This window comes from Mycobacteroides franklinii (genome assembly GCF_002013895.1).
GTDB classification, from domain to species: Bacteria; Actinomycetota; Actinomycetes; order Mycobacteriales; family Mycobacteriaceae; genus Mycobacterium; species Mycobacterium franklinii.
Map to the genome: position 1 here is coordinate 92798 of NZ_MAFQ01000010.1, position 21035 is coordinate 113832.

Sequence of the window (21035 nt, forward strand, 5' to 3'; positions counted from 1 at the left end):
CTATTGAGTATGGCGCAACCGGCCGGTATCGCCTCATCACGGGCCAAGTCTTAATACTCCGTATAGCGGCCCCCGGCGGCAGTACGATCACCGGCGACCTTGGTGGCGAGCACCGCTGCCTGTGTCCGACGTTCCAGGCCGAGCTTGGCCAGCAACCTCGAGACGTAGTTCTTCACCGTTTTCTCCGACAGGAACATCTCCCCCGCGATCTGCCGATTGGTAAGGCCCTTGCCTATCAGTTCGAGCAGTATCTGCTCCTGTGATGTCAGCGAAGCAACGGGCGATGACTGAGTCGCCGCACGCAGTCGATCCATCAAAGCTGCTGCCGACCGATTGTCCAGCAGCGACCGGCCAGAACCAACCGTCCGTATCGCAGATACCAGTTCCATGCCCTTGATGTCTTTGATGACATATCCGCCGGCACCGGCCAGGATCGCGTCCAGCATGGCCTGCTCATCGGTGAACGAGGTCAGCATCAGACAGTTCAGCGCAGGGCACCGCGAACGTAGCTCCCTGCAGAGTTCGATCCCATTCCCATCGGGCAGGCGTATATCGAGCACGGCGATGTCGGGATTGACTGCAGGAATGCGGGTCATCGCCTCGGCGACCGAGCCAGCCTGCCCTACGACGACAAGGTCGTCTTCGTCGTCGATGAGATCGGCAACCCCGCCACGTACGATTTCATGGTCATCGACCAGGAACACGGTGATCATCTCGTCTGGTCTCCTTCCCAGCGCCAGTCCCGCACCTCCGGTAGGTCTTCGCCGTGAGCACGTATCCAGTCGTGGTGGCGTTCATGCATCCAGAGCATCTCTTCCCTCAGTGCTTGGGCTTCCGCGCACTCCAGCAGCCCCGGTGTCCGCTCCAGCACATCGATCACCAACTGGAATCGATCCATCTTGTTCAACACCAGCATGTCGAAGGGCGTCGTGGTGGTGCCCTCCTCCAGGTAGCCACGAACATGCAAATTGGCGTGGCCCGCCCGGCGGTAGGTGAGCCGGTGGACGAGCGCCGGGTATCCATGGAACGCAAAGATCACGGGACGGTCCGCGGTGAACAAGGTGTCGTAATCGACGTCGGACATACCGTGTGGGTGCTGGCTATCGGGTTGCAAACGAAACAGATCCACCACGTTGACCACTCGGACCCTCAACTGTGGCAGATGCTTTCGCAGTATCGATACCGTGGCCAACACCTCAATGGTGGGTACGTCACCGGCACAGGCGAGAACGACGTCCGGGACGGCGCCTGCATCGCTGCTGGCCCATTCGAAGATATCGGCACCCCGTGCGCAATGCAGCGCCGCCTGTTCAGGATTGAGCCATACCGGCGTGTAGTTCTTACCGGCGACGATGACATTGATGTAGTCGCGGCTGGCCAGACAATGGGCCGCGACCGACAGCAGGGTGTTGGCATCGGGCGGCAGGTAGATGCGCGCCACCTCGGCGCGTTTGTTCGCGATGTTGTCGATAAAGCCCGGATCCTGGTGGGAGAAGCCGTTGTGGTCCTGACGCCAGACATGGGATGTCAGAAGATAATTCAGTGACGCGATGGGGCGGCGCCACGGTAGGCGCCTGCTGATCTTGAGCCATTTGGCGTGCTGGTTCACCATCGAATCCACGATGTGGGCGAACGCCTCGTAGCAAGAGAACAGGCCATGGCGGCCGGTGAGGAGGTAGCCCTCCAGCCAGCCCTGGCACAGGTGCTCGGACAAGACCTCAAGAACACGACCGTCTCGCGCCAGATGCTGATCGGTCGGCAAGATCGTCGCACTCCACTGTTTGTCCGTCACGTCGTAGACGTCCCCGAGTTTGTTCGATTCGGTTTCGTCGGGCCCGAAGAGCCGGAAGTTCCTGCTGTCGGCGTTGCGGATCAACAATTCTCGAAGGTAGCGACCCAGAACCCTGGTCGGCGACGCGTCCACTGCGCCTGGCTGGCCGGTCACGACACCGAAGGTCCCCGGATCTGGTAGGGCCAGCGGCTTCAAGAGGGTGCCGCCATTGGCGTGCGGGTTTGATCCCATGCGCTTTCGCCCGGACGGAATAAGCCGTGTCACAAGCTCATTGGGAGCGCCGTTTTCATCGAAGAGTTCCTCGGGGCGATAAGACCGCAACCACTGCGCAAGTTGGGCCCGATGCGACGGGTTCTCCCTCGCGTTGGCAATGGGCACTTGGTGTGATCGCCAGGTGCCCTCGACTTGGTACCCGTCTACCGTTACAGGCCCAGTCCAGCCCTTCGGAGTGCGTAGAACGATGAGAGGCCAGAAAGCGCGATGCAACACCGGATCCTCGCAGCGGGACAATACCTGGAAGTCGCGGATCTCCATGACCGCCCGGTCCAGTGCGGCAGCCATCTGTTGGTGCATATCTTCAGGTTCGTGGCCGGTGACGTAGATGGGACTGTAACCGTATCCGCGGAGCAAGCTTTCAAGTTCTTCCTCGGTAATTCTCGACAGCACAGTGGGGTTGGCGATCTTGTAGCCGTTGAGATGAAGGACCGGCAGCACCGCACCGTCCGTCGCCGCGCTAAGGAACTTGTTGGCGTGCCAGCTGGCAGCTAATGGCCCTGTCTCGGCCTCACCATCGCCGACGACGCATAACGCGATGAGGTCGGGGTTGTCCAGGACCGCGCCGTACGCGTGGGCCAGGCTGTAGCCCAGTTCCCCGCCCTCATGGATCGATCCAGGCACCTGCGGAGCTACGTGACTGGGTACACCTCCCGGAAATGAAAACTCCTGGAACAGCTTCCGCATGCCCTGCCCGTCACGTGGAACATCGGGCCGGATCTCGCTGTAGCTGCCCTCCAACCACGTGTTCGCGAACAGCGCCGGCCCGCCATGCCCGGGGCCGATGACATACATGACGTTCAGATCGTGAGCAATGATGGCCCGATTCATGTGGGCGTAGATGAAATTCAATCCGGGTGAAGTGCCCCAATGCCCCAGCAGGCGGGGCTTGATGTGCTCGGCATCCAGCGGCACCGCAAGGAGTGGATTGTCCATCAGGTAAATCTGGCCGGCGGTAAGGTAATTCGCGGCCCGCCACTGCGCGTCAACTGCCTCAAGCTGGTCGGCCGGTAACGGCCCCCGGCGATGGCGGGTGGCTGCCTGCGTTGTGGTGTTCATCATTTCACGTCGCCCGCGTGCGGTCGGGCTATCAAGACGGGGCACACCGCCTGATGGATCAGTGCATGGCTGGTGGCGCCGAGGAAGAAACCTGCAACGTCGCCGCGGCCGCGGCTGCCGACCACTAGCAGCTGTGCGTGCTGAGCACGCTCCAGCAGGATGTCGGCAGGGTTACCCATCGCAACCACCCGGCGCACGGTGACGTCGGGGTATTTCTCCTGCCAGCCAGCGAGCCTCTCAGCAAGTATCTCGGACTGCTGCTGCTCGGCGACATCCCAGTCCATCATGTTCCAGGCGGTGTACGCATACACATAGCTCGGCGGCACAGCACCTGCGGCGTTCACGGCCACCAACTCGGCGCCGCGCATCGAGGCTTCTTCAAAGGCCCATGCGATGGCTTCCTCACTGGAGGGGGTTCCGCTGATACCGACGATAACCGGGCCATCACCCGGGGTTCCCGACTCCCGGACGACCACCACGGGACTGTGTCCCTTCGCCGTCAACGAAACCGATACCGAACCGGCCATCATGCCGGTGAATCGGCCAAGGCCACTGGAACCCACAACGGTGATCAGTGCGTTCTTGGACAGCTCGACAAGAGTGGGCACGGGTTGGGCTTTGACCGTGGCGGTGAACACCTCCAGATTCGGGTGCAGTGCGGCAACGTGGTCCTTGGCCCGGGCGAGGAACTCCACACCGTCGGCGTCCAAATGTTCGTAGAAGCTCCCGGACGCCGACAGGTTGAAGCCATAGCCGAAGCTGCCGTAATCGACGGCGTGCACGAGCCGAAGGGGCAGATTGCGCCGTTCGGCTTCGTCCGCCGCCCACGTGAGTGCATGCAGCGCGGACGCTGATCCATCAATGCCCACCAAGATGTACGGACGTGGTGTGGTGTTCATGATTGTCCTCCGGATTGGTCGGTTACCAGTAGCTGGTGACAACAACGCTATGGAGCCGTCACGCGGCCTCCCACGGTCAAAGGTCCCGTTCCGCCGGGCAGCACGTCCCCGGTGAACAAGGCAGTAGGGTTCCTCGGTCCCAATGCACCGCCAAACCGGGACTAATTGCTCTCACCTTCCGCGGACCTCGGGTTGACACTTGCTAGAGGGGCCGAGGCGGAGGTATGGCTGTGACTCACGTAGTGCTAGCCCGTGACGTTGTCGTCAAGGCAATCCAGGCCGCGTGCCGGGCGCCGTCGATCCACAACAGTCAGCCGTGGCGTTGGGTGATGGATGACGAGGTCAAGCTTTATCTGGACGTGAATCGCGTGCTACGCGTGGACCCCTCGCGGCGGGAGGCGTTGATCAGCTGCGGCGCCGTGCTCGATCACTTTCGTGCCGCTGCGGCTGCCTTTGGTTGGCTGGTGCAGCCGGAGTACTTCCCAAACCCTAATGACCTCACCCATTTGGCGACCATGAATTTCACCAAGATGCAGTACGTCACGGATGCCCACCGTGATCGCCTGCATGCCCTGGAGCGCCGGTACACCGATCGACTCCCCTTTCTGCCGCCGCCCCGGTGGGCGGTGACCGAGCAGCTGCTCCGGCAAGCCGTCAGCGATCGAGCCTTCCTCGACGTCCTTGCCGACGAGGCGCGTCCGTGCGTCGTGGAGGCGGCTCAGCTCAGTGAAGGTCTTCGCCAATATGATCCGGAGTACAAATCCGAGATCGACTGGTGGACTGCCCCCTTCAAGCTCTCCGAGGGCATCCCGAGCAGCTCGTTGCCCTCGGAGGAAGAAAGGAACCGAGTCGACATCGGGCGCGGATTTCCTTTCGCGCGACATCAGGAGCGCCGCGCGACTGTGCCGCAGGATAGAGCAACTCTGGCGGTGCTCTCAACCGCCGATGACTCCGCACAGGATTTCTTGAGATGCGGTGAAGCCTTGTCGGCCTTGTTGATTGAAGCCACAGTTGCCGGTTTGGCCACCTGCACCTTGACCCATGTCATCGAACTCGCCGCGAGCCGCCAGATCATCGAGGGACTAACCGACCGCGACTACCCGCAGGCGGTGGTTCGGATCGGCGCGACGCCCCCGCTGGAACCGATACCGGCACCCACGCCACGGCGTCCCCTGTCTGCGGTCCTCGAATTCACAGGCAGGTGACTATTATCCCGAGCACCGCCCGCAGGCGCTAAGGCAGGAGCACGGCGGCGCCGTTGATGCGGCCGGCAGCCAGATCGGACAAAGCACGGTCCGCATGTCGCAGGTCGTATCGGGGGCCCGCCAGATGGAGCCGATGTGTCGCGGCGAACTCCAGGAATGCCCGTGCGTCGGCCCGGGTGTTGGCCGTAACCGATCGAATCTGCCTCTCCTGGAACAGATGCTGCTGATAGTTGAGCGCTGGAATGTCGGTTAGGTGGATGCCGGCAATGGCGAGCGTGCCTCCCCGGTCAAGCGCCGCGAGCGCGGGCGGCACCAGCTCACCGACGGGTGCGAAAAGTATCGCCGCGTCCAGCGCAACGGGAGGCGCATCAGCCGGCCCCTGCGCCGAGCTGGCACCAAGTTCGAGGGCGAGTAACTGAGCGTCCTCCCCTCTGGTCATCACGTGCACCTCGGCACCCTGGGCCAGGGCCACCTGTGCGGTGATGTGTGCGCTGCCGCCAAAGCCGTACAGTCCCAGGCGCCCACCCGGAGGCAGCTCTGCACGCTGGAGCGAGCGGTAGCCGATGATGCCGGCGCACAGCAGCGGGGCAAGTTCGGCGTCGGAGTAGCCTGCCGGCAGCTTCAACGCATAGGCGACCGGCGCCACCGCGTATTCCGCATACCCTCCATCTGCATCCCAGCCCGTATACAACGATAGAGGGCATAGGTTTTCGTTGCCACGTTCGCAGTATCTGCATGTACCACACGTATGCCGAAGCCAGGGTATGCCCACTCGATCACCTACCGTGAAAACGGTCTCGGGCTTATCGCCCAGTCCAACGACCTCCCCGACGATCTCGTGTCCGGGCACGACGTGTGGCCTGTGCACGGCCAGATCGCCCTCGGAGACATGAAGATCGGTCCGGCACACCCCACAGGCAAGCACTCGCACCAACAGTTCACCGGGGGCGGGCGCGGGCACCGGGACGTACGCACGACGCAGGGGCCCGCTCGCTATGGGACCCGGCCGCTGCACCTGCCAGGCCAGCATCTCTGAGTCCATGACCGCCTTCGTCCCTTCTGCTCGCCGACAAGCCTACGAGCTCAATGGTCACTTTTCCGGCGACCCCCGCGATCAACCAGCGCGTCGAAGTCTGATTCCCAGCGCGCATAACGGATCCGTTGGATCCGCCGCAGCGTCCATCCGACCGCTCCGACGACGAGGCTCGTAACGGCAGTCCACAACAGAACCGCGCCGACTATGGCATCGGCTGCGGCATCCGTTCGTGATGTCGGTGCCGACACACTGCGACCAGTCGAATCAACCCAGATCGGGAACCTGTCTCCCGTATTGAGATCTGCTCCGTACCGCACGGTGTCGTGATGCTCCACGGCCCCGACATTCCACCGGGCTGGCACCAGAACAACTGCACTGTAGCGGGGAGCCACCGCGTGACTCTCGCCGATTGCGACCGCTTGCACCTGGTGGCGTGAATGCAATTGTTCACTGCTGCTTCTGCTTCCGGCGTCGTACAAGGCTGTGCCGGCCGCACCTGCCACCGATAGCATCACCAACACCGAGAGCCAGCCCAGCAACTGCACCATGGCCTCTGCGCGGTCACAGCCCCGGACCAAGGGATGGCGCCGGAACAATCTGATGAGCAGAACCTGCCAGTAGCCAAACACCAAGACATTCATGACATCTCCTAGGCTGAGCATTAGGTCTGATCAGCTGATCCTCGCATCGGGTGGGGCCGGTGCCGCAGAGACCGCGGCCTCCACTTGAGCAGGTCATTGGTCACGGCGCCTGTCAACCTTCTGACACGACGGGCCGTATACCACTGGCAAGGAATCGGGGACTTACGACTCCGCCCAGCACAAGCAACCAGGCTTACCGTCAATTCAGCCGATCAAACGGCCGGCCGCGCTCGATCATCCGAAGGAGAGAGTCCCATGACTGATAATGCCCGGCACGGACCCGTGGTCGTCGGCATCGACGGTTCGCGCGCCGCTGTTCACGCGGCCGAATGGGCCACGGATGAAGCAATCAGCCGAGACGTGCCACTGTGCCTGGTTCACGTGACCAGGCCCGTCGTCACGGCTAAGTCTTTTGTCGACGAGTACAACATCGACAAGGAATACGCAGAAACATCGCTGCGCGATGCCGCGGCGGCCGTCAAGGCGACTGGAAAGGCTGTCAAAGTCGATTGCGTGATCCGCCACGGGCTAGCCTCGGATGCCTTGACCGCAGAATCGCGTACCGCCAGCCTGGTGTGCGTTGGCTCTGAGGGGTTCGGACGATTGGCAGGTGCCTTTTGGGGTTCGACCGCCAAAGAAATCGCCAACCGCGCGCACTGCCCCGTCGCGATAGTCCACCGACCGGAATTCGTGGCGCATGATCGCACCGTATGGATTGCTGTGGCCGTCAACGGTCCTCAGGACACGGATATAGTCATCGACCACGCGATCCAGGAAGCGCGACTGCGCAATCTGCCTGTTCTTGCGGTGGGTACTTGGCAAGAAGACATGGGCCAATCGCCTTACCAGGAACTCGATCGCCGTGTCGCCGGCCTGCGTGAACGCTATCCGGATATCCACATCTACCCCGTCGCAGCGCGCGCCGACATCGGCCATTTTCTTGCCGACTGTGACGAGCCGATCCAACTCGCAGTGGTGGGACGTGCAGATATTCCACACGTTATCCGCATACGGCCCTCAGTCGATCGTGGCGACCGCACGATCCTGGTCGTCCGCGACTAGCGGATTCCTCAGTACGAGACGAAAGAGGTTGAAAAAGAAATGCTATCCGAGACGCACCATTCGGGGATCGTGGTCGGGGTCGATGGATCCAGCTGCTCTGATGCCGCAGTTCGTTGGGCTGCAAAGGAATCGAGGATGCGCAACGAGTCACTCACCGTTGTCAGTGCGTTTGACATCGAGCAGACCCATGTGTACGACCAGCAGCTACGCGAGCGGATCTATCAATCACGTGAGCGGCACGCACAATTGATCCTGGAGAACGCTTGGCGAACCGCAGAAGAGGCCGCGGACGGCCCGTTGAGCCGTGCACACGGCCAGGTGGCCTTTGGGCATCCGGTACCAACGCTGGTAGACGCGGCACAAAACGCTCGGGTCCTCGTGGTCGGCAGCCGGGGCCTGCATACCCTGGACCGCCTGAGGCTGGGCTCGACCAGCACCGCCGTCCTTCACCATGCCCGTTGTCCCGTTGCGGTGATCCATGACGAGGCAATACTCGATAACCACGCGCCCATCCTGCTGGGTGTCGATGGCTCGCCGACATCGGAGAAGGCGACGGCCATCGCCTTCGACGAAGCATCACATCGCAAGGTTGCACTCATCGCGGTGCACGCCTGGCACATGCCCGACTTCTTCGAACCCGCATTTGACCTGCAGGCCACGGAAAACCAAGAAAAACAAACGCTCGCCGAAAGACTGGCGGGATGGCAGGAACGCTACCCCGACGTGAAAGTCGATCGCCGGGTCGTCTGTGACTACCCCGCCCCCTACCTCACCGCAGAATCCACACAGTCCCAGCTTGTCGTTGTCGGTAGTCACGGCCGCGGTGGCTTCGCCGGAATGTTGCTCGGGTCAGTCAGTTCCACCGTCGCTCAAGCCACGCGGGTTCCGGTAATCGTGGCGCGGCAACCATGAGCGTCATCGTCTCCGATTTTGGACAGCGGGCGCGCAAAAGCATCGATGGCTCGACGATCACCGTCAGAACACTGGATCGTGACGACATCCAATCGGTCACTGCTCTTCATTGCGAGCTCAACGACCAAGACCGCTATCTCCGATTCTTCACCACCAACCCAAAAAGTGTTACAGCACTTGCTGAATCACTGACTCAGCAGTCCAACCAACAACTGTCAATCGGAGCCTTAGAGCGTGGGCGACTGGTCGGTGCGGCAAACTACGTCATCAATCAAGACGGACATAGCGCCGAAGTTGCCATCCTCGTCGCGCACGCCGACCATCAGCGCGGCGTGGGCACAATGCTCCTCAAATGCCTCGCCGAGCACGCCGTCAGGAACGGGATCACACGGCTCACCGCGGATGTCCTCGCAGAAAACCACGCGCTCCTCGTGATGCTGCGTGAACTAGAACTGCCACAGAAGATCGACCACACCGATGGCGCCGTACTTCACTTGGCGATCGAACTAGACTCCTTGGGTTTTTAGCGTTCCTAGCCGCCTGGACAACCGCGGCGACTCGCCCGCTGTCACCGCATACACCCCGAGTCGAGGCCTGCATACCCTTGACCGCGCCTGTTGCTGAGCGCGATCAACACTGCAGTTCTGCATCGCGCACGTCCGCAGTTCGCACCCTTCAGATACTTGCAAATATAAAGTATATTTGATTATATCAAGTATCGAGCAAGGGGTAACCATGACAGTCCCGGGAAGACCGGCGTGGGTTGATGACGAGCTGTTCCCGTTTGAGAGCCGATTCATCGGCATCCACGGGCACCATATCCACTACGTGGATGTTGGATCGGGACCCACACTGGTGTTCTTGCACGGCAATCCAACCTGGTCGTTCGACTACAGCGAGGTCATCGACTCCCTGCGGCAAGAATTTCGTTGTATAGCAGTGGACTACCCCGGATTCGGGCTGTCACAAGCAGCGCCGGGATACCGGTATTTGCCCGCAGAACATGCACAAGTGATCGGCGCTTTTGTGGACGCGTTGGGGCTGAGCGGGGTGACGCTGGTCGCCCATGACTGGGGCGGCCCAATCGGTTTGGCAGCTGCGCAGAAACGCCCCGAAGTCTTCAGCCGGTTGGTCCTGACCAACACCTGGGCATGGCCCGTCAGTGACCCGCTCATACAGATCATGTCCTACGTGATGGGCAGCCCGATCGGGCGCCTGGCGATCCGGCAACTTAACCTCTTCGTCAATCTCATGATCCCCATCGGGCACCGACTTAACAAGCCCACCGTCGAGCGGATGACCCACTACCGGAAGCCGCTCGGAAGTCCCGCGCGGCGGGAACCCTCGGCAGTCTTCCCTCGCGAAATCACCGCCAGCCGAGCATTTCTCGCCGACGTCGAAGCCGGGCTGACCGACATCGCAGCACTACCGACGCTAATCATCTGGGGTGACGCCGACTTCGCGTTCGGCAACAACGAACTACGACGGTGGGAACACACTTTCACCGATCACCAGACCGTCAGCGTCAAGGGCGCCGGCCACTTCGTCCCTTCTGACGCACCCGAGCAGTTCACGGAAGCGATCCGTAACTGGCGCAGGGAACGCTGGGCTTGAAGCTAAGGACCTGGCAGAGTCGGCGTGCAATCCACCGGGGGTGTGCGCTGTACCCCTAGTCCTGCAGTCTCTTGCAGGCATCGCCTTTAAACCAGCGCACTAGGCCCGGTCCGCCGGGGAGGCTGAATGCTTTTCAGTCGCGCAGTTGAGGACGACCTCATCTCCGTCAGCGTGTGCCGCGTCATGTTGATTACGCGAAGCAAGCGCGTTGGCACTCCCCTACGGCCCGGATCGATTCGTCATTGTGGCGGGCTTCTGCCGGATCAGACTGCACCACAACAAATTCAGCAGTATTGGGCGAATTCTGCTGTGTGAGCCCCACCGCTTTGGCCATCACGCCCCTTCCTTCTTGCTCGCACCCAAGCCATCAACCCAATTTCTGGGTTTCACTGACAACTAGCGCTGCGCGAGTCGCCAATCGGAGTAGGCTGAGTGCAGACGGTCTCTTGCACTTGCCCATCTTGCGGACGAGGCTCCGTCTGGTTATTCGGCGCCGGTCAGGGGTCCGAGGCTAGGAGCGTCGATGACGCATCAGATTTTTTCTCCGCCACGATCCAAATTGGCGCTACGTCTTCGCCTGGATCCGAAAACCGGACACAGCGACGGGTCCTGGTGGCCACGCTCGAACGACCTGTCGATCGAGCTACCACAGCTGCTCACGCAGCTGAGCATCGACTTGGGCCCTATTGATCGGGTCACCTATCGACTCGGAGAATGGGCACCAACCTCGAGGCGGGTACTTTTTCTCAACCGGCTGGTGCATCTGGGTTGGTCGCTTCTGCAGCCAGCCAACACCATCAGCGTCCGAGGGACGACCGGGTTGCATCTGACCTTATTGATTGTCCCACCCTCCAGTGTGTCTCCTTTCGAACAAAACACCACCGCGGATGAAGCAACCCCGGGCAGCACGGAAACCATCGCTCAGCTGGCGCCCCGCGACATCACGGCGTTGACACGATGGATCGACACCTTTGAAGCTGAGAACCAATGGGACTCCGACGGCGGAGCCCAGCTGAAGCCTGCCGCAAGATCAACTAGGCGGACATCATGACGCGCGCGGCCACATTAGTGCCGCCGGTGACGTTCCAAAGTAGCGACCCCGTACGTCTTCGGTTGAAGCCCGACGGTGATTGGAGCGGGTATGTCGACGGCGCCTGGTGGCCGCACTCGCGAGACTTAGCGCAAGAATTGCCAACGGTTTTGGATGCTGCGGCATCTCGACTCGGAACCGTCAAACGGGTGATCTACCGTATCCAGGAATGGGATGCGGCCCCCAGGCAATTGGGCTACGGCGATCGCATGGTGTCTTTGGACGGATACCGCTACCAGCGGGCGGACACCGTCTACATCAGCGATCTGGATCGTCGTCAACTGGTGCTCCTGGTCATCCCCCCGATGACCGACCCGCACGTCGCCCACGACGCGATGGCGAAGGCAGCGACCCCGGGAAACATTTCCGCCCCAACGGCACTGTTACCGACTGAACCCTTGTCGGCGGCACGCAGGGCCGGTTGACGGCCCCACTCGCTGAAGCCTCTATGAGCGCGGCAGGCAAATCCTCTCGAAGAGCGCTAAATATGCATCGACGCATCGGTCTGCGCTGAAACGCTTCTCCACGTCTGCCCTACATGCGTAGCGGTCCAGCGTCTCGATATCCGCTACCGCGGCCACGGCGCTCCCGGTATCGACCACAAGGAATCCCGTCGAATCGTGCTGAATCAGTTCCGGCATGGACCCCAACGGTGTCGCGATCACCGGAGTGCCGGTCGCGAGGGATTCAACAACTGACAGCCCAAACGGCTCAGCGAAACTGATCAAGTGAAGCAGCGCTCGCGCACCGCCCAGTAGTTCGTCACGCTTCAAGGGCCCCACCGGCCCCACGTAGGTCACTTCCGCGCCGGTGAGATGCGGTTCGACCGCTGCACGGAAATACTCCTCGTCCTGGATTATCCCCGCGATGATGAGCGGTAGACCGGCACGCCTCGCCACATCGATCGCCACATGGGTCCCTTTGTCGGGATGAATCCTGCCGAGAAACAACAGATATTTTCCCACCGTAGGAACAAATGTAAACTTTGATAAGTCAATACCGTGATAAATCGTCGAGTCATAGCGCAGCGCCGGATGTCTGTTGGCATTACTGATCGCTACGTAATGCGCAATATCATCAAAGGCTTGATAGACCGGCACGATCTTTGGTGATGAAAAGCCGTGGATCGTCGTGACCATCGGGACGGACACCAGACGACTGTAGGTCAGCGGCATGAAGTCGAAGTGATTGGCCAATACATCGAACTCATCGCCGCGCTCGAAAACGCTCGAATTGTGGAGTGCTTCGCAAACTTTGGCGTCGGCCCCCTCGGATTCCTCGTACCCCGATTCCACCGTGCCGAACAGTCGCGCCGATGTCATGGAGTCCGCGGTGGCGAACAAGGTGACCTCATGCCCACGGGCCACAAACCCCTCGGTCAGCGTAGACGCGATCTGTTCCCAGGGGCCGTAATTCAGCGGCGGCAATCGGTGAGCCACCGACGCGATGACACCTATCTTCATCAGATCCTCAATTTCCGGCGCGATTCCGTCTATCGAGAAATTGATCCGACAGCTAGTGCCAAATTCACTGTATCAGGGAAAATGTTTAAGCGTTGAGCCCGGTTTGACCTCCATCTCAGTAGTCTCACGGTCTGAATATTTCCCGAAAAAATGCTAGACTAACGATTGTTACTCCGCCTTGTGGAGCAACAATTTTTGGTATTTTCCCAAATTGTGGTGGTCGATTTGCCGGGTGTGACGCTCAGGCGGATTCTCAAGCGCTTCAGCGCGGCACAGACGGCCAATTGAGTGGCGGCAGGCGGCAACTAGATGTGAGCTGCCCGAAGCGGAAAGGCCGGCACGTGCCAGTTCTGTCCTACGGAGTTCTCAGCACCTATCCCCCGACCCAGTGTGGGTTGGCGACGTTCACCCGGTCGCTGGTCGAATCGATCGCCATGGACAGCGACATCGTCTCTGCCCCAGGGAATTGCGATCGCCCGTCGAGTGAAGGGGCGGACTCCGTGGGGGTGGTCGCGCTGGTGGATGCGGTTTCCGAGACCGCCCCGGTTGGTGTCGTGCATCAATGGGTACGCAGCGCCAGGAAGGGTGCAACGGCGGCAGCCGCCGTACTTAATCGCCACGATGTGGTCGTAATCCAGCACGAGTACGGGATTTTTGGCGGCCGAGACGGATCAGATGTATTGGAAATTGTTCGAGCCCTGAGGGTTCCGACCATTTCCGTTTTCCACACCGTGCTGGTCACTCCGACCGCGCACCAGCGGATGATCCTGGAGAAGCTCGCCGAGGCGACCACTGCGATCGTCACGATGACACACACCGCTCGTCAACGTCTGATCGATCATTATTCTGTGGACCCGACGAAGATTCGGGTCATACCGCATGGTGCGGCCGACATACGATCTCAGCCCACGGACCCACACCAGCCGATCACACGGACACCGGTGATCTTGACGTGGGGACTCCTCGGTGAAGGCAAAGGTATTGAATGGGCCATCGATGCGATGGCCTTGATCGCCGACTTACGGCCCGCGGCGCTGTACCGGGTAGTTGGCCAAACTCACCCGAAAGTCGCAGAACGGCAAGGTGATTCCTATCGCGCTGGTCTCATCGCGCGCGCCCAACGCCGTGGAGTCGCCCATGCGGTGCACTTCGATGCGCGTTACCTTGATCAAGCAGAACTGCGTCGGCTGATTCGTCAGGCAGATGTTGTACTGCTCCCGTATGACTCACGCGAGCAGGTCACATCTGGCGTATTGATCGAAGCTGTCGCAGCGGGCAAACCAGTGATATCAACGGCGTTCCCGCATGCAATGGAACTGCTGTCGACCGGCGCGGGTCTATTGGTCGACCGACAAGACCCCTCTGCGATAGCGTCCGCACTGCGCCTCGTCCTCACCGAGCCGCACCTGTCGGCCCGCATGAGCGCGGAGGCAAATCGCATTGCCCCAGAACTATTTTGGCCAGCGATTGGCCGAAAGTACCGCGAGCTGGCCACCGAAATGCACGATATCGATTCCGTCATGGCCTCAGCATGAGCACCATCGCCATCTCCTACGCGCACCTAACGCGCCTCAGCGATGCACACGGGATTTTCGAGCATGCGAAGTTCGTCGAGCCCCGGATCGATCACGGCTATTGCGTCGACGACGTGTCGCGCGCACTCGTTGTCATAGCACGCGAGCCCGAGCGCACCAAGCAACAGCGGGCACTTGCGCGGATCTACCTGGATTTCCTCGTAGATGCGCAGAGCCCGGATGGGCAATTCCGAAACCGCCGTTCGGTCGACCTCGTTTGGGAGGACGATCCGAGAGTTGCCGATCATTGGGGCCGCGCCATCTGGGCATTGGGGTCAGTCGCCAACCAGATCCCCGAGCTAGCTCAGGAAGCGTTGACGTACTTCGATATCAGCATCGCCCGCCGCTCACCGTGGCCGAGGCCGATGGCTTTCGCGGCGCTCGGCGCAGCTGAAGTATTGCGCACACGCCCTCGCCACAAAGGTGCCAGGGCCCTGCTCACCAGCGCAAGCGCGTTGATCGGGGCGCCGACCCGCCGATCGGATTGGCGCTGGCCACAGCCACGCCTGCACTATGCCAACGCGGTACTGGCGGAGGGGTTGCTGGCAGTAGGCACCGGACTGGGCTTAGGGCGGACCTATGCCGACGGGCTCGTGATGCTGCGCTGGCTGCTGGCGATCGAGACCTCAGGGGGCCATCTTTCGGTCACCCCCGTGGGCGGGTGGGCCACCGGCGATCCGCGGCCCGGTTTCGATCAGCAGCCTATCGAGGTGTCGACGTTGGCCGACGCCTGCGCTCGCGCCTATGACGACACCGGCGACCACCGCTGGTATGACGCCGTGATGCTCTGCGAAGCATGGTTTCTCGGTGCCAACGACGTCGGTATCCCGATGTTCGACTCTGTCAGCGGGGGCGGCTGCGACGGGCTCGAGCAATACGGCAGAAACGAGAACCAAGGGGCCGAGTCGACCTTGGCCCTGATTTCCACCCTCCAACAAGCACGCCGCCTCCGGCAGCCCAGACCATGACGGACAAAGCCACCACCGCATTGGTCGAGCCAGTGCGGCGTGGCTCGCAAGTCCTCTCCCCCGACGCTCGGCGCGTCTTGGCGAAGTTGTTTCTTCCTGGCCAAGAAATTCTGGCTCAGGGCATTTCGCGCGCCGACACAATCATCGGCCGCGTGCTGAGGCTGACCCAAGAGGAGGTCCGGACTACCCTCTCCGATACCGCAGGCCGATTCTGTGACCGACACCGCGGGCTCGACGCGATATTCGCAGCGCATTTTGCCCTCGTGCAGCACCGCCTCCCGCAAGGGGCATCACTGACACCCGAACGCCAGCAGCTGATCGGCGCCTGTTTCACCCAGGAGTACGCCATCGAGGCTGCGGCACTGCTGAATCCGTCGATTGTCGCGCACCCCGACCAATCAGGGCTGGAAGCCGGCGAATGCCGCTTTGTCATGAGCCTGCGAGCTATCGGCGAAGGACATATCTCGAGCATCGAGTTTCGCACGGGCGTGCTCGCACCCAATGATTCCGTGCGTATCGATGCACCTGGCCACTTCGCGAACGCCGGCGAGCACTCCGCCGCCGTGGTATCTCGCGACTTCCTGGGGGCGGCACTTGCCGAGCGCGGCGACGCCGAGGCCGCCACACATGTACTCGGCCTGCTGCCGGAGAAGTTCGACGCGGCCACTCTCGAGGAGGCGCTGACCTCCGTCGGCCGCGATCGCCTGACTCGTGGCAGCACGGACGCCGTGACCGACCACATCCGGTGGATTGCTTCCTGCAACTACCGGCTGACGTATCCGGCCGACCGCCCGTTATCCGAGCGTGTCATCTTTCCCGCAAGCCCCGACGAAAGCCGCGGGATCGAAGATGCACGCTTCACCAGATTCCGTGACGATGACGGCTCCGTCAGCTACTACGCGACCTATACGGCATTCAACGGTTCTAAAGTCGTTCCGCGGCTTTTACATACCCGCGACTTTGTCACGTTCGACAGCAACCAGCTGACTGGGTCCGCCGCTAAAGACAAAGGCATGACGTTGTTCCCCCGCCGTTTACACGGCACCTATCTCATGCTGTCCCGCTGGGATCGGGAAAGTATCAGCCTCGCCAGTTCACCGGATGCCCTGGTTTGGAGCGATCCGATCACGATCTATCGACCGAGCCAGCCGTGGGAGCTGATCCAGCTTGGTAATTGTGGGCCTCCGATCGAAACGGCTGAAGGCTGGCTGGTGCTGACCCATGGCGTTGGCCCGATGCGCACCTACGGGATTGGTGCGATTCTGCTAGATTCCGATGACCCCACCACGGTCATCGGAGTGCTGCGCGAACCATTGCTGGTGCCCAACGAATCCGAGCGGGACGGCTACGTGCCCAACGTCGTCTACTCCTGCGGCGCGCTGGTTCATCGAGACGTACTGGTCCTGCCCTACGGTTGCAGCGACTCCTCAGTCCGGTTCGCCTTCGTTGACCTGCTCCCGCTGCTCGAGCTCCTCAAGGCATGACGCTGCACGCTATGAGGCGTGCATGTCTATCGATGGCGGACCACAAGAACTGAGCTTCCCGCCCCACCGGATGATGCAGATAGGCGCGCCGTCTGGTTCCCCTCTGCGGCCCCGATCACCGTAAGAGCAATCGGTTCTTGACATCTGGCAATGAACCGGGAGATACGTGAACGTGTAGTCACCGGATACATATGAACGTCCCGATACTGTTCACGCAGGCGCGCGATCCGGCGATCTAGTTCATGGTGCATTCCGTCGGCAAGATTATGCGACCAGGGGCTTATGGCAAGTACGGGTAGCTGACGCAAGCGCGCCTCGCGCATTGCGTAATCAGCAACACGGTGGTTGTCGTCTGTACCGTTGATGGACAGCGCAATCCACCTTTGGGAGAGGTTGTTCCAGCTCCGTCCAGCCGCTGGGCTCTCCAGCGTTGTCGGCTCTGAAGAGCCGTCCACATCAGGCCTTTGGGCTACCAGGACCGGGCAGTGGGCATGCTCGGCCAGTTCGGTCGCTGTAGAGCCCAGAACGGCCGCTGCGAAACGCCCGGTCCCTACACAAACAAGACTCGCGCTTCGTGATTCGACGATAAGCGCTTCAGCAGGAGGACCTCTGAGGACAACAGAGTCAATCTTCACCGGCTTGCCCAAACCTTCGATCGCGGCCGCCGCTGACCGCAGAACTGTCTCGGCATACTGCCCATCTTTTCGATACTCGTCAACGAAAGATCTGGCGGTGACCGCAGTCCTCGTCACATGGACAAGACACAGCGGTACATCACGGCTGATAGCCACATCGACCGCCAATTCCGCGGCGAAAAGCGCCGCCCGTGATCCGTCGATCCCGACCACCACGGGGCCATTTAGTTCGTTCTCGCTCATCAGAGTCTCCGTTCCACGGACATCTGCTGTTTCACTGGTGCAGGCGCCCAACTGTTGTGCGAGCACGGTGCCGTTGATGCACATCTGCGATCGCTGTTTTCAGCCCCAGTCTCCGGTTGGTGGCGGGATCAACAGGCGCAACGCGGGGCGCCGTCGCAAGGAACATCTGCTCGCTTCGGGTCTCGGGTGCGTCATCGGCCGTGTCATGCAGATATCTGTCGGGGAGTGAGAGCTTGGCGATAGTGCGCCACGTTTTGGCGTACTGAGCCGGAAATGATCCCGTTGTGTAGGGCAGGTCGTATTTCTCGCAAATCCCTTTGACCCGAATCGATATCAGGTGGAGCCGGTTGCTCGGCAGGTCGGGAAACAGATGATGCTCAATCTGATAGCACAAGTTGCCGCTCATCAATCGCAGGAGCGGCCCGGCTTCGAAGTTCGCCGCTCCGAGCATCTGCCGCAGGTACCACTGCCCTCTATTTTCGCCACATACCGCTGTCATCGCGAATTTCTCTGCGCCATCGGGGAAGTGGCCACAGAAGATCACGGCGTTCGACCACAGGTTGCGGATCATGTTCGCGAAAAAATCGGCTGTAAGGGTCGATTTGTAGGAAGCTCCAGGAGACAGCATGGTAAGCATCGGAAAGGCCACGTAGTCTTTGAACACCTGCCGGCCGGCCTTGACGAGAAACTCACGTATGCGTTTCAGCGACACCTTGCGGTCTGTCCTGCCTGCAAAGAAATTCTCAAGCTCTAAGGGCTGCAATCCGATTCCCCACTCGAAACCAAGGGCCAGGACTGCGTTGAGAAACAGGTTTCCCAGGTTCCATGGTGTCCACCGCTGATCTCTGGTGACCCGCAAAAGCCCAAAGCCCACGTCATGGTCCACACCCAAGATGTTGGTGTATTTGTGATGCATGAAGTTGTGAGTGAGACGCCAATGCTTGGAAACTGAGCTCATGTCCCACTCCCACGTCGAGGAGTGGATCTCGGGATCATTCATCCAATCCCATTGGCCGTGCATGACATTGTGGCCGATCTCCATGTTCTCCACAATTTTGGCCACACCCAGTGCGGCAGCGCCTGACCACCACGTTGCCCGGTACGCGCTCCGGAAGAGGATCGCCCGGCCTGCCACCTCCAGCGCTCGCTGAGCCGCGATGGTCCGGTGTATGTACCGCGCGTCCCGGTCACCACGAGACGATTCGACCTCGCGGCGGACCTCATCAAGTTCTGCCATGAGATTTTCGATGTCGGAGTCGGTCAAGTGTGCAAATGCCGCGACGTCTGTAACGGCCATCCGCTCCTCACCTTCTTGTCAAAAATAGATCTGCACTGACGCTCGCAACCGCGGCCAGGCTCTCACGTATGATGTTTACCGGCAACCAATCTCATTCTCTGTGGCCATCATTCCGGCCGAGTGCAATTGCCGACTCGTTCTGCTTCACCAATGCGTGCTGTTCCGCAGCCTTGCGGATCTGTTCAGCTTCGGCTTGCCCGTATCGGTGGTGCTCGTTGTACGCCATGAGTGCGATGGCGGCGAAGAGGAGAATCCCCGCGAGCACGACGAGGATGATCAAGAAAATAGCGCTGGTAGCCATATAGACTCCTAAAGTTGTTACATAGATGGGTGATTCGGGTCATCACCCACGGGTTTACGGGTATCAGCCACTGGGCGCGGGACCGCTGCAGCCCGTCGCCTTCGAATCGAGACCGGCGTAGTTGAGCGGACCGGCCACAACCGTCAAAGCAATCGTCGCAATGCCTCCACAACTATGTGTGTTCGCAAAATAGCCACGTTGGCCGGTCGCAATGGCGCCCATGATGAGCCAGCTGAGTATCAGTAGTTCCAGATAGTGGACGATGCGCTCCTTGTGGGGCGTAGTCGTCGAACGCTTTTCGCGTCGTAAGCTAGTACTCATCGTGCGATTCCTTCGCCGTCGCCGAAGGTAACGGGCTCACATCCGCAAGCGAGACTGCGCGGTATGCCCCGCACCACCCCACCGTCGACGGTATGACCGACGATGGAGCATCTCCTTCCCCTATGACGTGACGGTCGAAATCAGCAAAATCTCTAAGGACAAGGGCAACATCGTCAGCAGCAACCAGCACTGCCGTGAACCCAACGACCATCGCGATGACCAGAGTGGTTAATCCGATGATTGTCATCATCTTGCCTCTGATCCTGATGCGATAAGTCCAGTACACGCTTGTCATCATCGTTTGTCAACACTGTAGATAACAGCGTTGACCAGCAATGTAAGGTTGGTTCAGACTGAGCCGACCGACGGGACGAACTTCCCGAGATGAAGGTGTCACAGCAAAATGCCTAAACAGCCAGCCGGGCCTGCCGCTCACGACGGTCAGGGCACTATTCGCAGTCCTGCGGGTCGAACCGACATCCGGCTGACTCGCGCAATGATCTTGCAAGCGGCCCTCGAGATCGTCGATCGAAGCGGGATTGATGGCCTATCGATGCGACGCCTTGGCGAGGCCTTGGGTCGCGATCCAGTGACGCTGTACCGCCATATCCCAAGTAAGGCCGCGCTTCTCGACGGAGTGGCAGAGATGGTGCTTGCAGAACTCGTGGTGGACACCAACGACCCCGACTGGGAAGCCCAACTGCGTTCTGTCGCACACGATTTCCGCCGGCTGGCGTTACGGCACCCCAACGCCGTGCCGCTACTTGTGACTCGCCCGCTGTCTACTCCACTCGGGCAACGGCCACCAGGAATGGTACGGCCCCTTGAGAATATCCTCCGACTGCTCACGTCCACGGGGTTCCGCGGTGAGGAGGCCCTCCACGTCTATCGAGTGCTTTTTGGCTACCTACACGGGCACATCCTCAACGAGCTTCAGGAAGTCCTCGAACGCCCGGAGGAGACCGACCAGGTGCTCCAACTGGGCCTGCACCGACTACCGATCACCGAGTTCCCGCTACTGCGCTCCTTGGCGCCGGCCTTGGCGTCTTACGACGGTGCCGCAGAGCTAGATCACGGGCTCGACCTGCTTCTACCCGGCCTTAGTTCACCTCGCGCCGACCCCGACCGCACAGGCGAAACCACCTGAAACACATCTCGTCCGCGCC

Annotated in this window: 21 protein-coding genes; 11 read left to right on the forward strand and 10 right to left on the reverse strand. The window is 60.8% G+C overall.

The annotated features are described in order from the left end of the window. Nucleotides 1-50: 50 nt before the first annotated feature. Genes B4393_RS17915 through B4393_RS17925 form a run of 3 tightly spaced genes read right to left on the reverse strand, consistent with a single transcriptional unit; the run spans nucleotide 51 to nucleotide 4023 of the window. Nucleotides 51-713 (reverse strand): response regulator, encoded by a 663-nt coding sequence (locus B4393_RS17915; RefSeq protein ID WP_078335227.1) that lies wholly within the window; start codon nucleotides 711-713, stop codon nucleotides 51-53. Further along, nucleotides 710-3124, reverse strand: coding sequence for a phosphoketolase family protein (locus tag B4393_RS17920; protein WP_078335228.1), 2415 nt, complete (start codon nucleotides 3122-3124; stop codon nucleotides 710-712). The genes B4393_RS17915 and B4393_RS17920 overlap by 4 nt, the downstream gene beginning before the upstream one ends. Then, on the reverse strand, nucleotides 3124-4023 hold the full coding sequence (locus B4393_RS17925; RefSeq protein ID WP_078335229.1) for a universal stress protein: 900 nt from the start codon (nucleotides 4021-4023) through the stop codon (nucleotides 3124-3126). Before B4393_RS17925 ends, B4393_RS17920 begins: the two co-directional genes overlap by 1 nt. A gap of 230 nt (nucleotides 4024-4253) precedes the next feature. Between B4393_RS17925 and B4393_RS17930 the strand changes: the two genes are divergently transcribed. Next, nucleotides 4254-5228, forward strand: a complete 975-nt coding sequence (locus B4393_RS17930; protein ID WP_165758495.1) for an Acg family FMN-binding oxidoreductase — start codon at nucleotides 4254-4256, stop codon at nucleotides 5226-5228. A 28-nt stretch (nucleotides 5229-5256) separates the two neighbouring features. Here the strand turns inward: B4393_RS17930 and B4393_RS17935 are convergent, their stop codons facing one another. Continuing rightward, nucleotides 5257-6258: a zinc-binding alcohol dehydrogenase family protein gene (locus B4393_RS17935; protein ID WP_078335384.1), complete on the reverse strand. Its 1002-nt coding sequence runs from the start codon at nucleotides 6256-6258 to the stop codon at nucleotides 5257-5259. 53 nt (nucleotides 6259-6311) lie between these two features. Then, nucleotides 6312-6905: an Rv1733c family protein gene (locus B4393_RS17940; protein WP_078335231.1), complete on the reverse strand. Its 594-nt coding sequence runs from the start codon at nucleotides 6903-6905 to the stop codon at nucleotides 6312-6314. A 282-nt stretch (nucleotides 6906-7187) separates the two neighbouring features. Between B4393_RS17940 and B4393_RS17945 the strand changes: the two genes are divergently transcribed. From B4393_RS17945 to B4393_RS27570, 6 genes are all read left to right on the forward strand, one after another. Next, the gene (locus B4393_RS17945; RefSeq protein ID WP_236743188.1) at nucleotides 7188-7967 is read left to right on the forward strand and encodes a universal stress protein; all 780 of its coding nucleotides are present in this window, start codon (nucleotides 7188-7190) and stop codon (nucleotides 7965-7967) included. A gap of 39 nt (nucleotides 7968-8006) precedes the next feature. Continuing rightward, nucleotides 8007-8879 carry a universal stress protein gene (locus B4393_RS17950; protein ID WP_078335233.1) on the forward strand — a complete coding sequence of 291 codons (873 nt, stop codon included), beginning with the start codon at nucleotides 8007-8009 and terminating at the stop codon, nucleotides 8877-8879. Next, nucleotides 8876-9406 (forward strand): GNAT family N-acetyltransferase, encoded by a 531-nt coding sequence (locus tag B4393_RS17955; RefSeq protein WP_078335234.1) that lies wholly within the window; start codon nucleotides 8876-8878, stop codon nucleotides 9404-9406. Before B4393_RS17950 ends, B4393_RS17955 begins: the two co-directional genes overlap by 4 nt. Nucleotides 9407-9614: 208 nt before the next feature. Further along, nucleotides 9615-10493, forward strand: a complete 879-nt coding sequence (locus B4393_RS17960) for an alpha/beta fold hydrolase (RefSeq protein ID WP_078335235.1) — start codon at nucleotides 9615-9617, stop codon at nucleotides 10491-10493. Nucleotides 10494-11016: 523 nt separating this feature from the next. Next, a complete protein-coding gene (locus B4393_RS28460; RefSeq protein ID WP_078335236.1) occupies nucleotides 11017-11544 on the forward strand; it encodes a DUF5994 family protein in 528 nt (175 codons plus the stop codon). Next, nucleotides 11541-12008 carry a DUF5994 family protein gene (locus B4393_RS27570; protein ID WP_133052580.1) on the forward strand — a complete coding sequence of 156 codons (468 nt, stop codon included), beginning with the start codon at nucleotides 11541-11543 and terminating at the stop codon, nucleotides 12006-12008. The genes B4393_RS28460 and B4393_RS27570 overlap by 4 nt, the downstream gene beginning before the upstream one ends. Before the next feature lie 21 nt (nucleotides 12009-12029). Here B4393_RS27570 and B4393_RS17975 read toward each other — a convergent pair whose 3' ends face one another. Then, on the reverse strand, nucleotides 12030-13046 hold the full coding sequence (locus tag B4393_RS17975) for a glycosyltransferase family 4 protein (protein ID WP_078335238.1): 1017 nt from the start codon (nucleotides 13044-13046) through the stop codon (nucleotides 12030-12032). A gap of 434 nt (nucleotides 13047-13480) precedes the next feature. Between B4393_RS17975 and B4393_RS17980 the strand changes: the two genes are divergently transcribed. From B4393_RS17980 to B4393_RS17990, 3 genes are read left to right on the forward strand one after another with little or no spacing between them, the layout of a single operon-like run. After that, the gene (locus B4393_RS17980; protein ID WP_078335385.1) at nucleotides 13481-14581 is read left to right on the forward strand and encodes a glycosyltransferase; all 1101 of its coding nucleotides are present in this window, start codon (nucleotides 13481-13483) and stop codon (nucleotides 14579-14581) included. Beyond that, nucleotides 14578-15588: a glycosyltransferase gene (locus tag B4393_RS17985; RefSeq protein WP_078335239.1), complete on the forward strand. Its 1011-nt coding sequence runs from the start codon at nucleotides 14578-14580 to the stop codon at nucleotides 15586-15588. Before B4393_RS17980 ends, B4393_RS17985 begins: the two co-directional genes overlap by 4 nt. After that, on the forward strand, nucleotides 15585-17072 hold the full coding sequence (locus B4393_RS17990) for a glycoside hydrolase family 130 protein (protein ID WP_078335240.1): 1488 nt from the start codon (nucleotides 15585-15587) through the stop codon (nucleotides 17070-17072). Before B4393_RS17985 ends, B4393_RS17990 begins: the two co-directional genes overlap by 4 nt. Before the next feature lie 26 nt (nucleotides 17073-17098). On the opposite strand, the gene B4393_RS17995 is transcribed toward B4393_RS17990, so the two are convergent. The 4 genes from B4393_RS17995 to B4393_RS27575 form a co-directional block, all read right to left on the reverse strand. Further along, on the reverse strand, nucleotides 17099-17950 hold the full coding sequence (locus tag B4393_RS17995; protein WP_078335241.1) for a universal stress protein: 852 nt from the start codon (nucleotides 17948-17950) through the stop codon (nucleotides 17099-17101). Between the two features lie 31 nt (nucleotides 17951-17981). After that, nucleotides 17982-19247 carry a fatty acid desaturase family protein gene (locus tag B4393_RS18000; RefSeq protein ID WP_078335242.1) on the reverse strand — a complete coding sequence of 422 codons (1266 nt, stop codon included), beginning with the start codon at nucleotides 19245-19247 and terminating at the stop codon, nucleotides 17982-17984. Nucleotides 19248-19338: 91 nt separating this feature from the next. Beyond that, a complete protein-coding gene (locus B4393_RS18005; protein WP_078335243.1) occupies nucleotides 19339-19548 on the reverse strand; it encodes a hypothetical protein in 210 nt (69 codons plus the stop codon). A gap of 63 nt (nucleotides 19549-19611) precedes the next feature. Then, nucleotides 19612-19869: a hypothetical protein gene (locus B4393_RS27575; protein WP_133052579.1), complete on the reverse strand. Its 258-nt coding sequence runs from the start codon at nucleotides 19867-19869 to the stop codon at nucleotides 19612-19614. 403 nt (nucleotides 19870-20272) lie between these two features. On the opposite strand from B4393_RS27575, the gene B4393_RS18015 reads away from it, so the two are divergent. Then, nucleotides 20273-21016 (forward strand): TetR/AcrR family transcriptional regulator C-terminal domain-containing protein, encoded by a 744-nt coding sequence (locus B4393_RS18015; RefSeq protein WP_078335245.1) that lies wholly within the window; start codon nucleotides 20273-20275, stop codon nucleotides 21014-21016. Nucleotides 21017-21035: the final 19 nt, after the last annotated feature.

What these genes read in the sequence shown, in the direction of transcription:
- B4393_RS17975 (WP_078335238.1), bottom strand. Translation starts at nt 13,046, where the DNA reads ATGAAGATAGGTGTCATCGCGTCGGTGGCTCACCGATTGCCGCCGCTG.
- B4393_RS17995 (WP_078335241.1), bottom strand. Translation starts at nt 17,950, where the DNA reads ATGAGCGAGAACGAACTAAATGGCCCCGTGGTGGTCGGGATCGACGGA.
- B4393_RS18000 (WP_078335242.1), bottom strand. Translation starts at nt 19,247, where the DNA reads ATGGCCGTTACAGACGTCGCGGCATTTGCACACTTGACCGACTCCGAC.
- B4393_RS27570 (WP_133052580.1), top strand. Translation starts at nt 11,541, where the DNA reads ATGACGCGCGCGGCCACATTAGTGCCGCCGGTGACGTTCCAAAGTAGC.
- B4393_RS17925 (WP_078335229.1), bottom strand. Translation starts at nt 4,023, where the DNA reads ATGAACACCACACCACGTCCGTACATCTTGGTGGGCATTGATGGATCA.
- B4393_RS17980 (WP_078335385.1), top strand. Translation starts at nt 13,481, where the DNA reads ATGGACAGCGACATCGTCTCTGCCCCAGGGAATTGCGATCGCCCGTCG.
- B4393_RS17985 (WP_078335239.1), top strand. Translation starts at nt 14,578, where the DNA reads ATGAGCACCATCGCCATCTCCTACGCGCACCTAACGCGCCTCAGCGAT.
- B4393_RS17955 (WP_078335234.1), top strand. Translation starts at nt 8,876, where the DNA reads ATGAGCGTCATCGTCTCCGATTTTGGACAGCGGGCGCGCAAAAGCATC.
- B4393_RS17960 (WP_078335235.1), top strand. Translation starts at nt 9,615, where the DNA reads ATGACAGTCCCGGGAAGACCGGCGTGGGTTGATGACGAGCTGTTCCCG.
- B4393_RS17990 (WP_078335240.1), top strand. Translation starts at nt 15,585, where the DNA reads ATGACGGACAAAGCCACCACCGCATTGGTCGAGCCAGTGCGGCGTGGC.
- B4393_RS17915 (WP_078335227.1), bottom strand. Translation starts at nt 713, where the DNA reads ATGATCACCGTGTTCCTGGTCGATGACCATGAAATCGTACGTGGCGGG.
- B4393_RS17950 (WP_078335233.1), top strand. Translation starts at nt 8,007, where the DNA reads ATGCTATCCGAGACGCACCATTCGGGGATCGTGGTCGGGGTCGATGGA.
- B4393_RS18015 (WP_078335245.1), top strand. Translation starts at nt 20,273, where the DNA reads ATGCCTAAACAGCCAGCCGGGCCTGCCGCTCACGACGGTCAGGGCACT.
- B4393_RS17935 (WP_078335384.1), bottom strand. Translation starts at nt 6,258, where the DNA reads ATGCTGGCCTGGCAGGTGCAGCGGCCGGGTCCCATAGCGAGCGGGCCC.
- B4393_RS17940 (WP_078335231.1), bottom strand. Translation starts at nt 6,905, where the DNA reads ATGAATGTCTTGGTGTTTGGCTACTGGCAGGTTCTGCTCATCAGATTG.
- B4393_RS18005 (WP_078335243.1), bottom strand. Translation starts at nt 19,548, where the DNA reads ATGGCTACCAGCGCTATTTTCTTGATCATCCTCGTCGTGCTCGCGGGG.
- B4393_RS17920 (WP_078335228.1), bottom strand. Translation starts at nt 3,124, where the DNA reads ATGAACACCACAACGCAGGCAGCCACCCGCCATCGCCGGGGGCCGTTA.
- B4393_RS27575 (WP_133052579.1), bottom strand. Translation starts at nt 19,869, where the DNA reads ATGAGTACTAGCTTACGACGCGAAAAGCGTTCGACGACTACGCCCCAC.
- B4393_RS28460 (WP_078335236.1), top strand. Translation starts at nt 11,017, where the DNA reads ATGACGCATCAGATTTTTTCTCCGCCACGATCCAAATTGGCGCTACGT.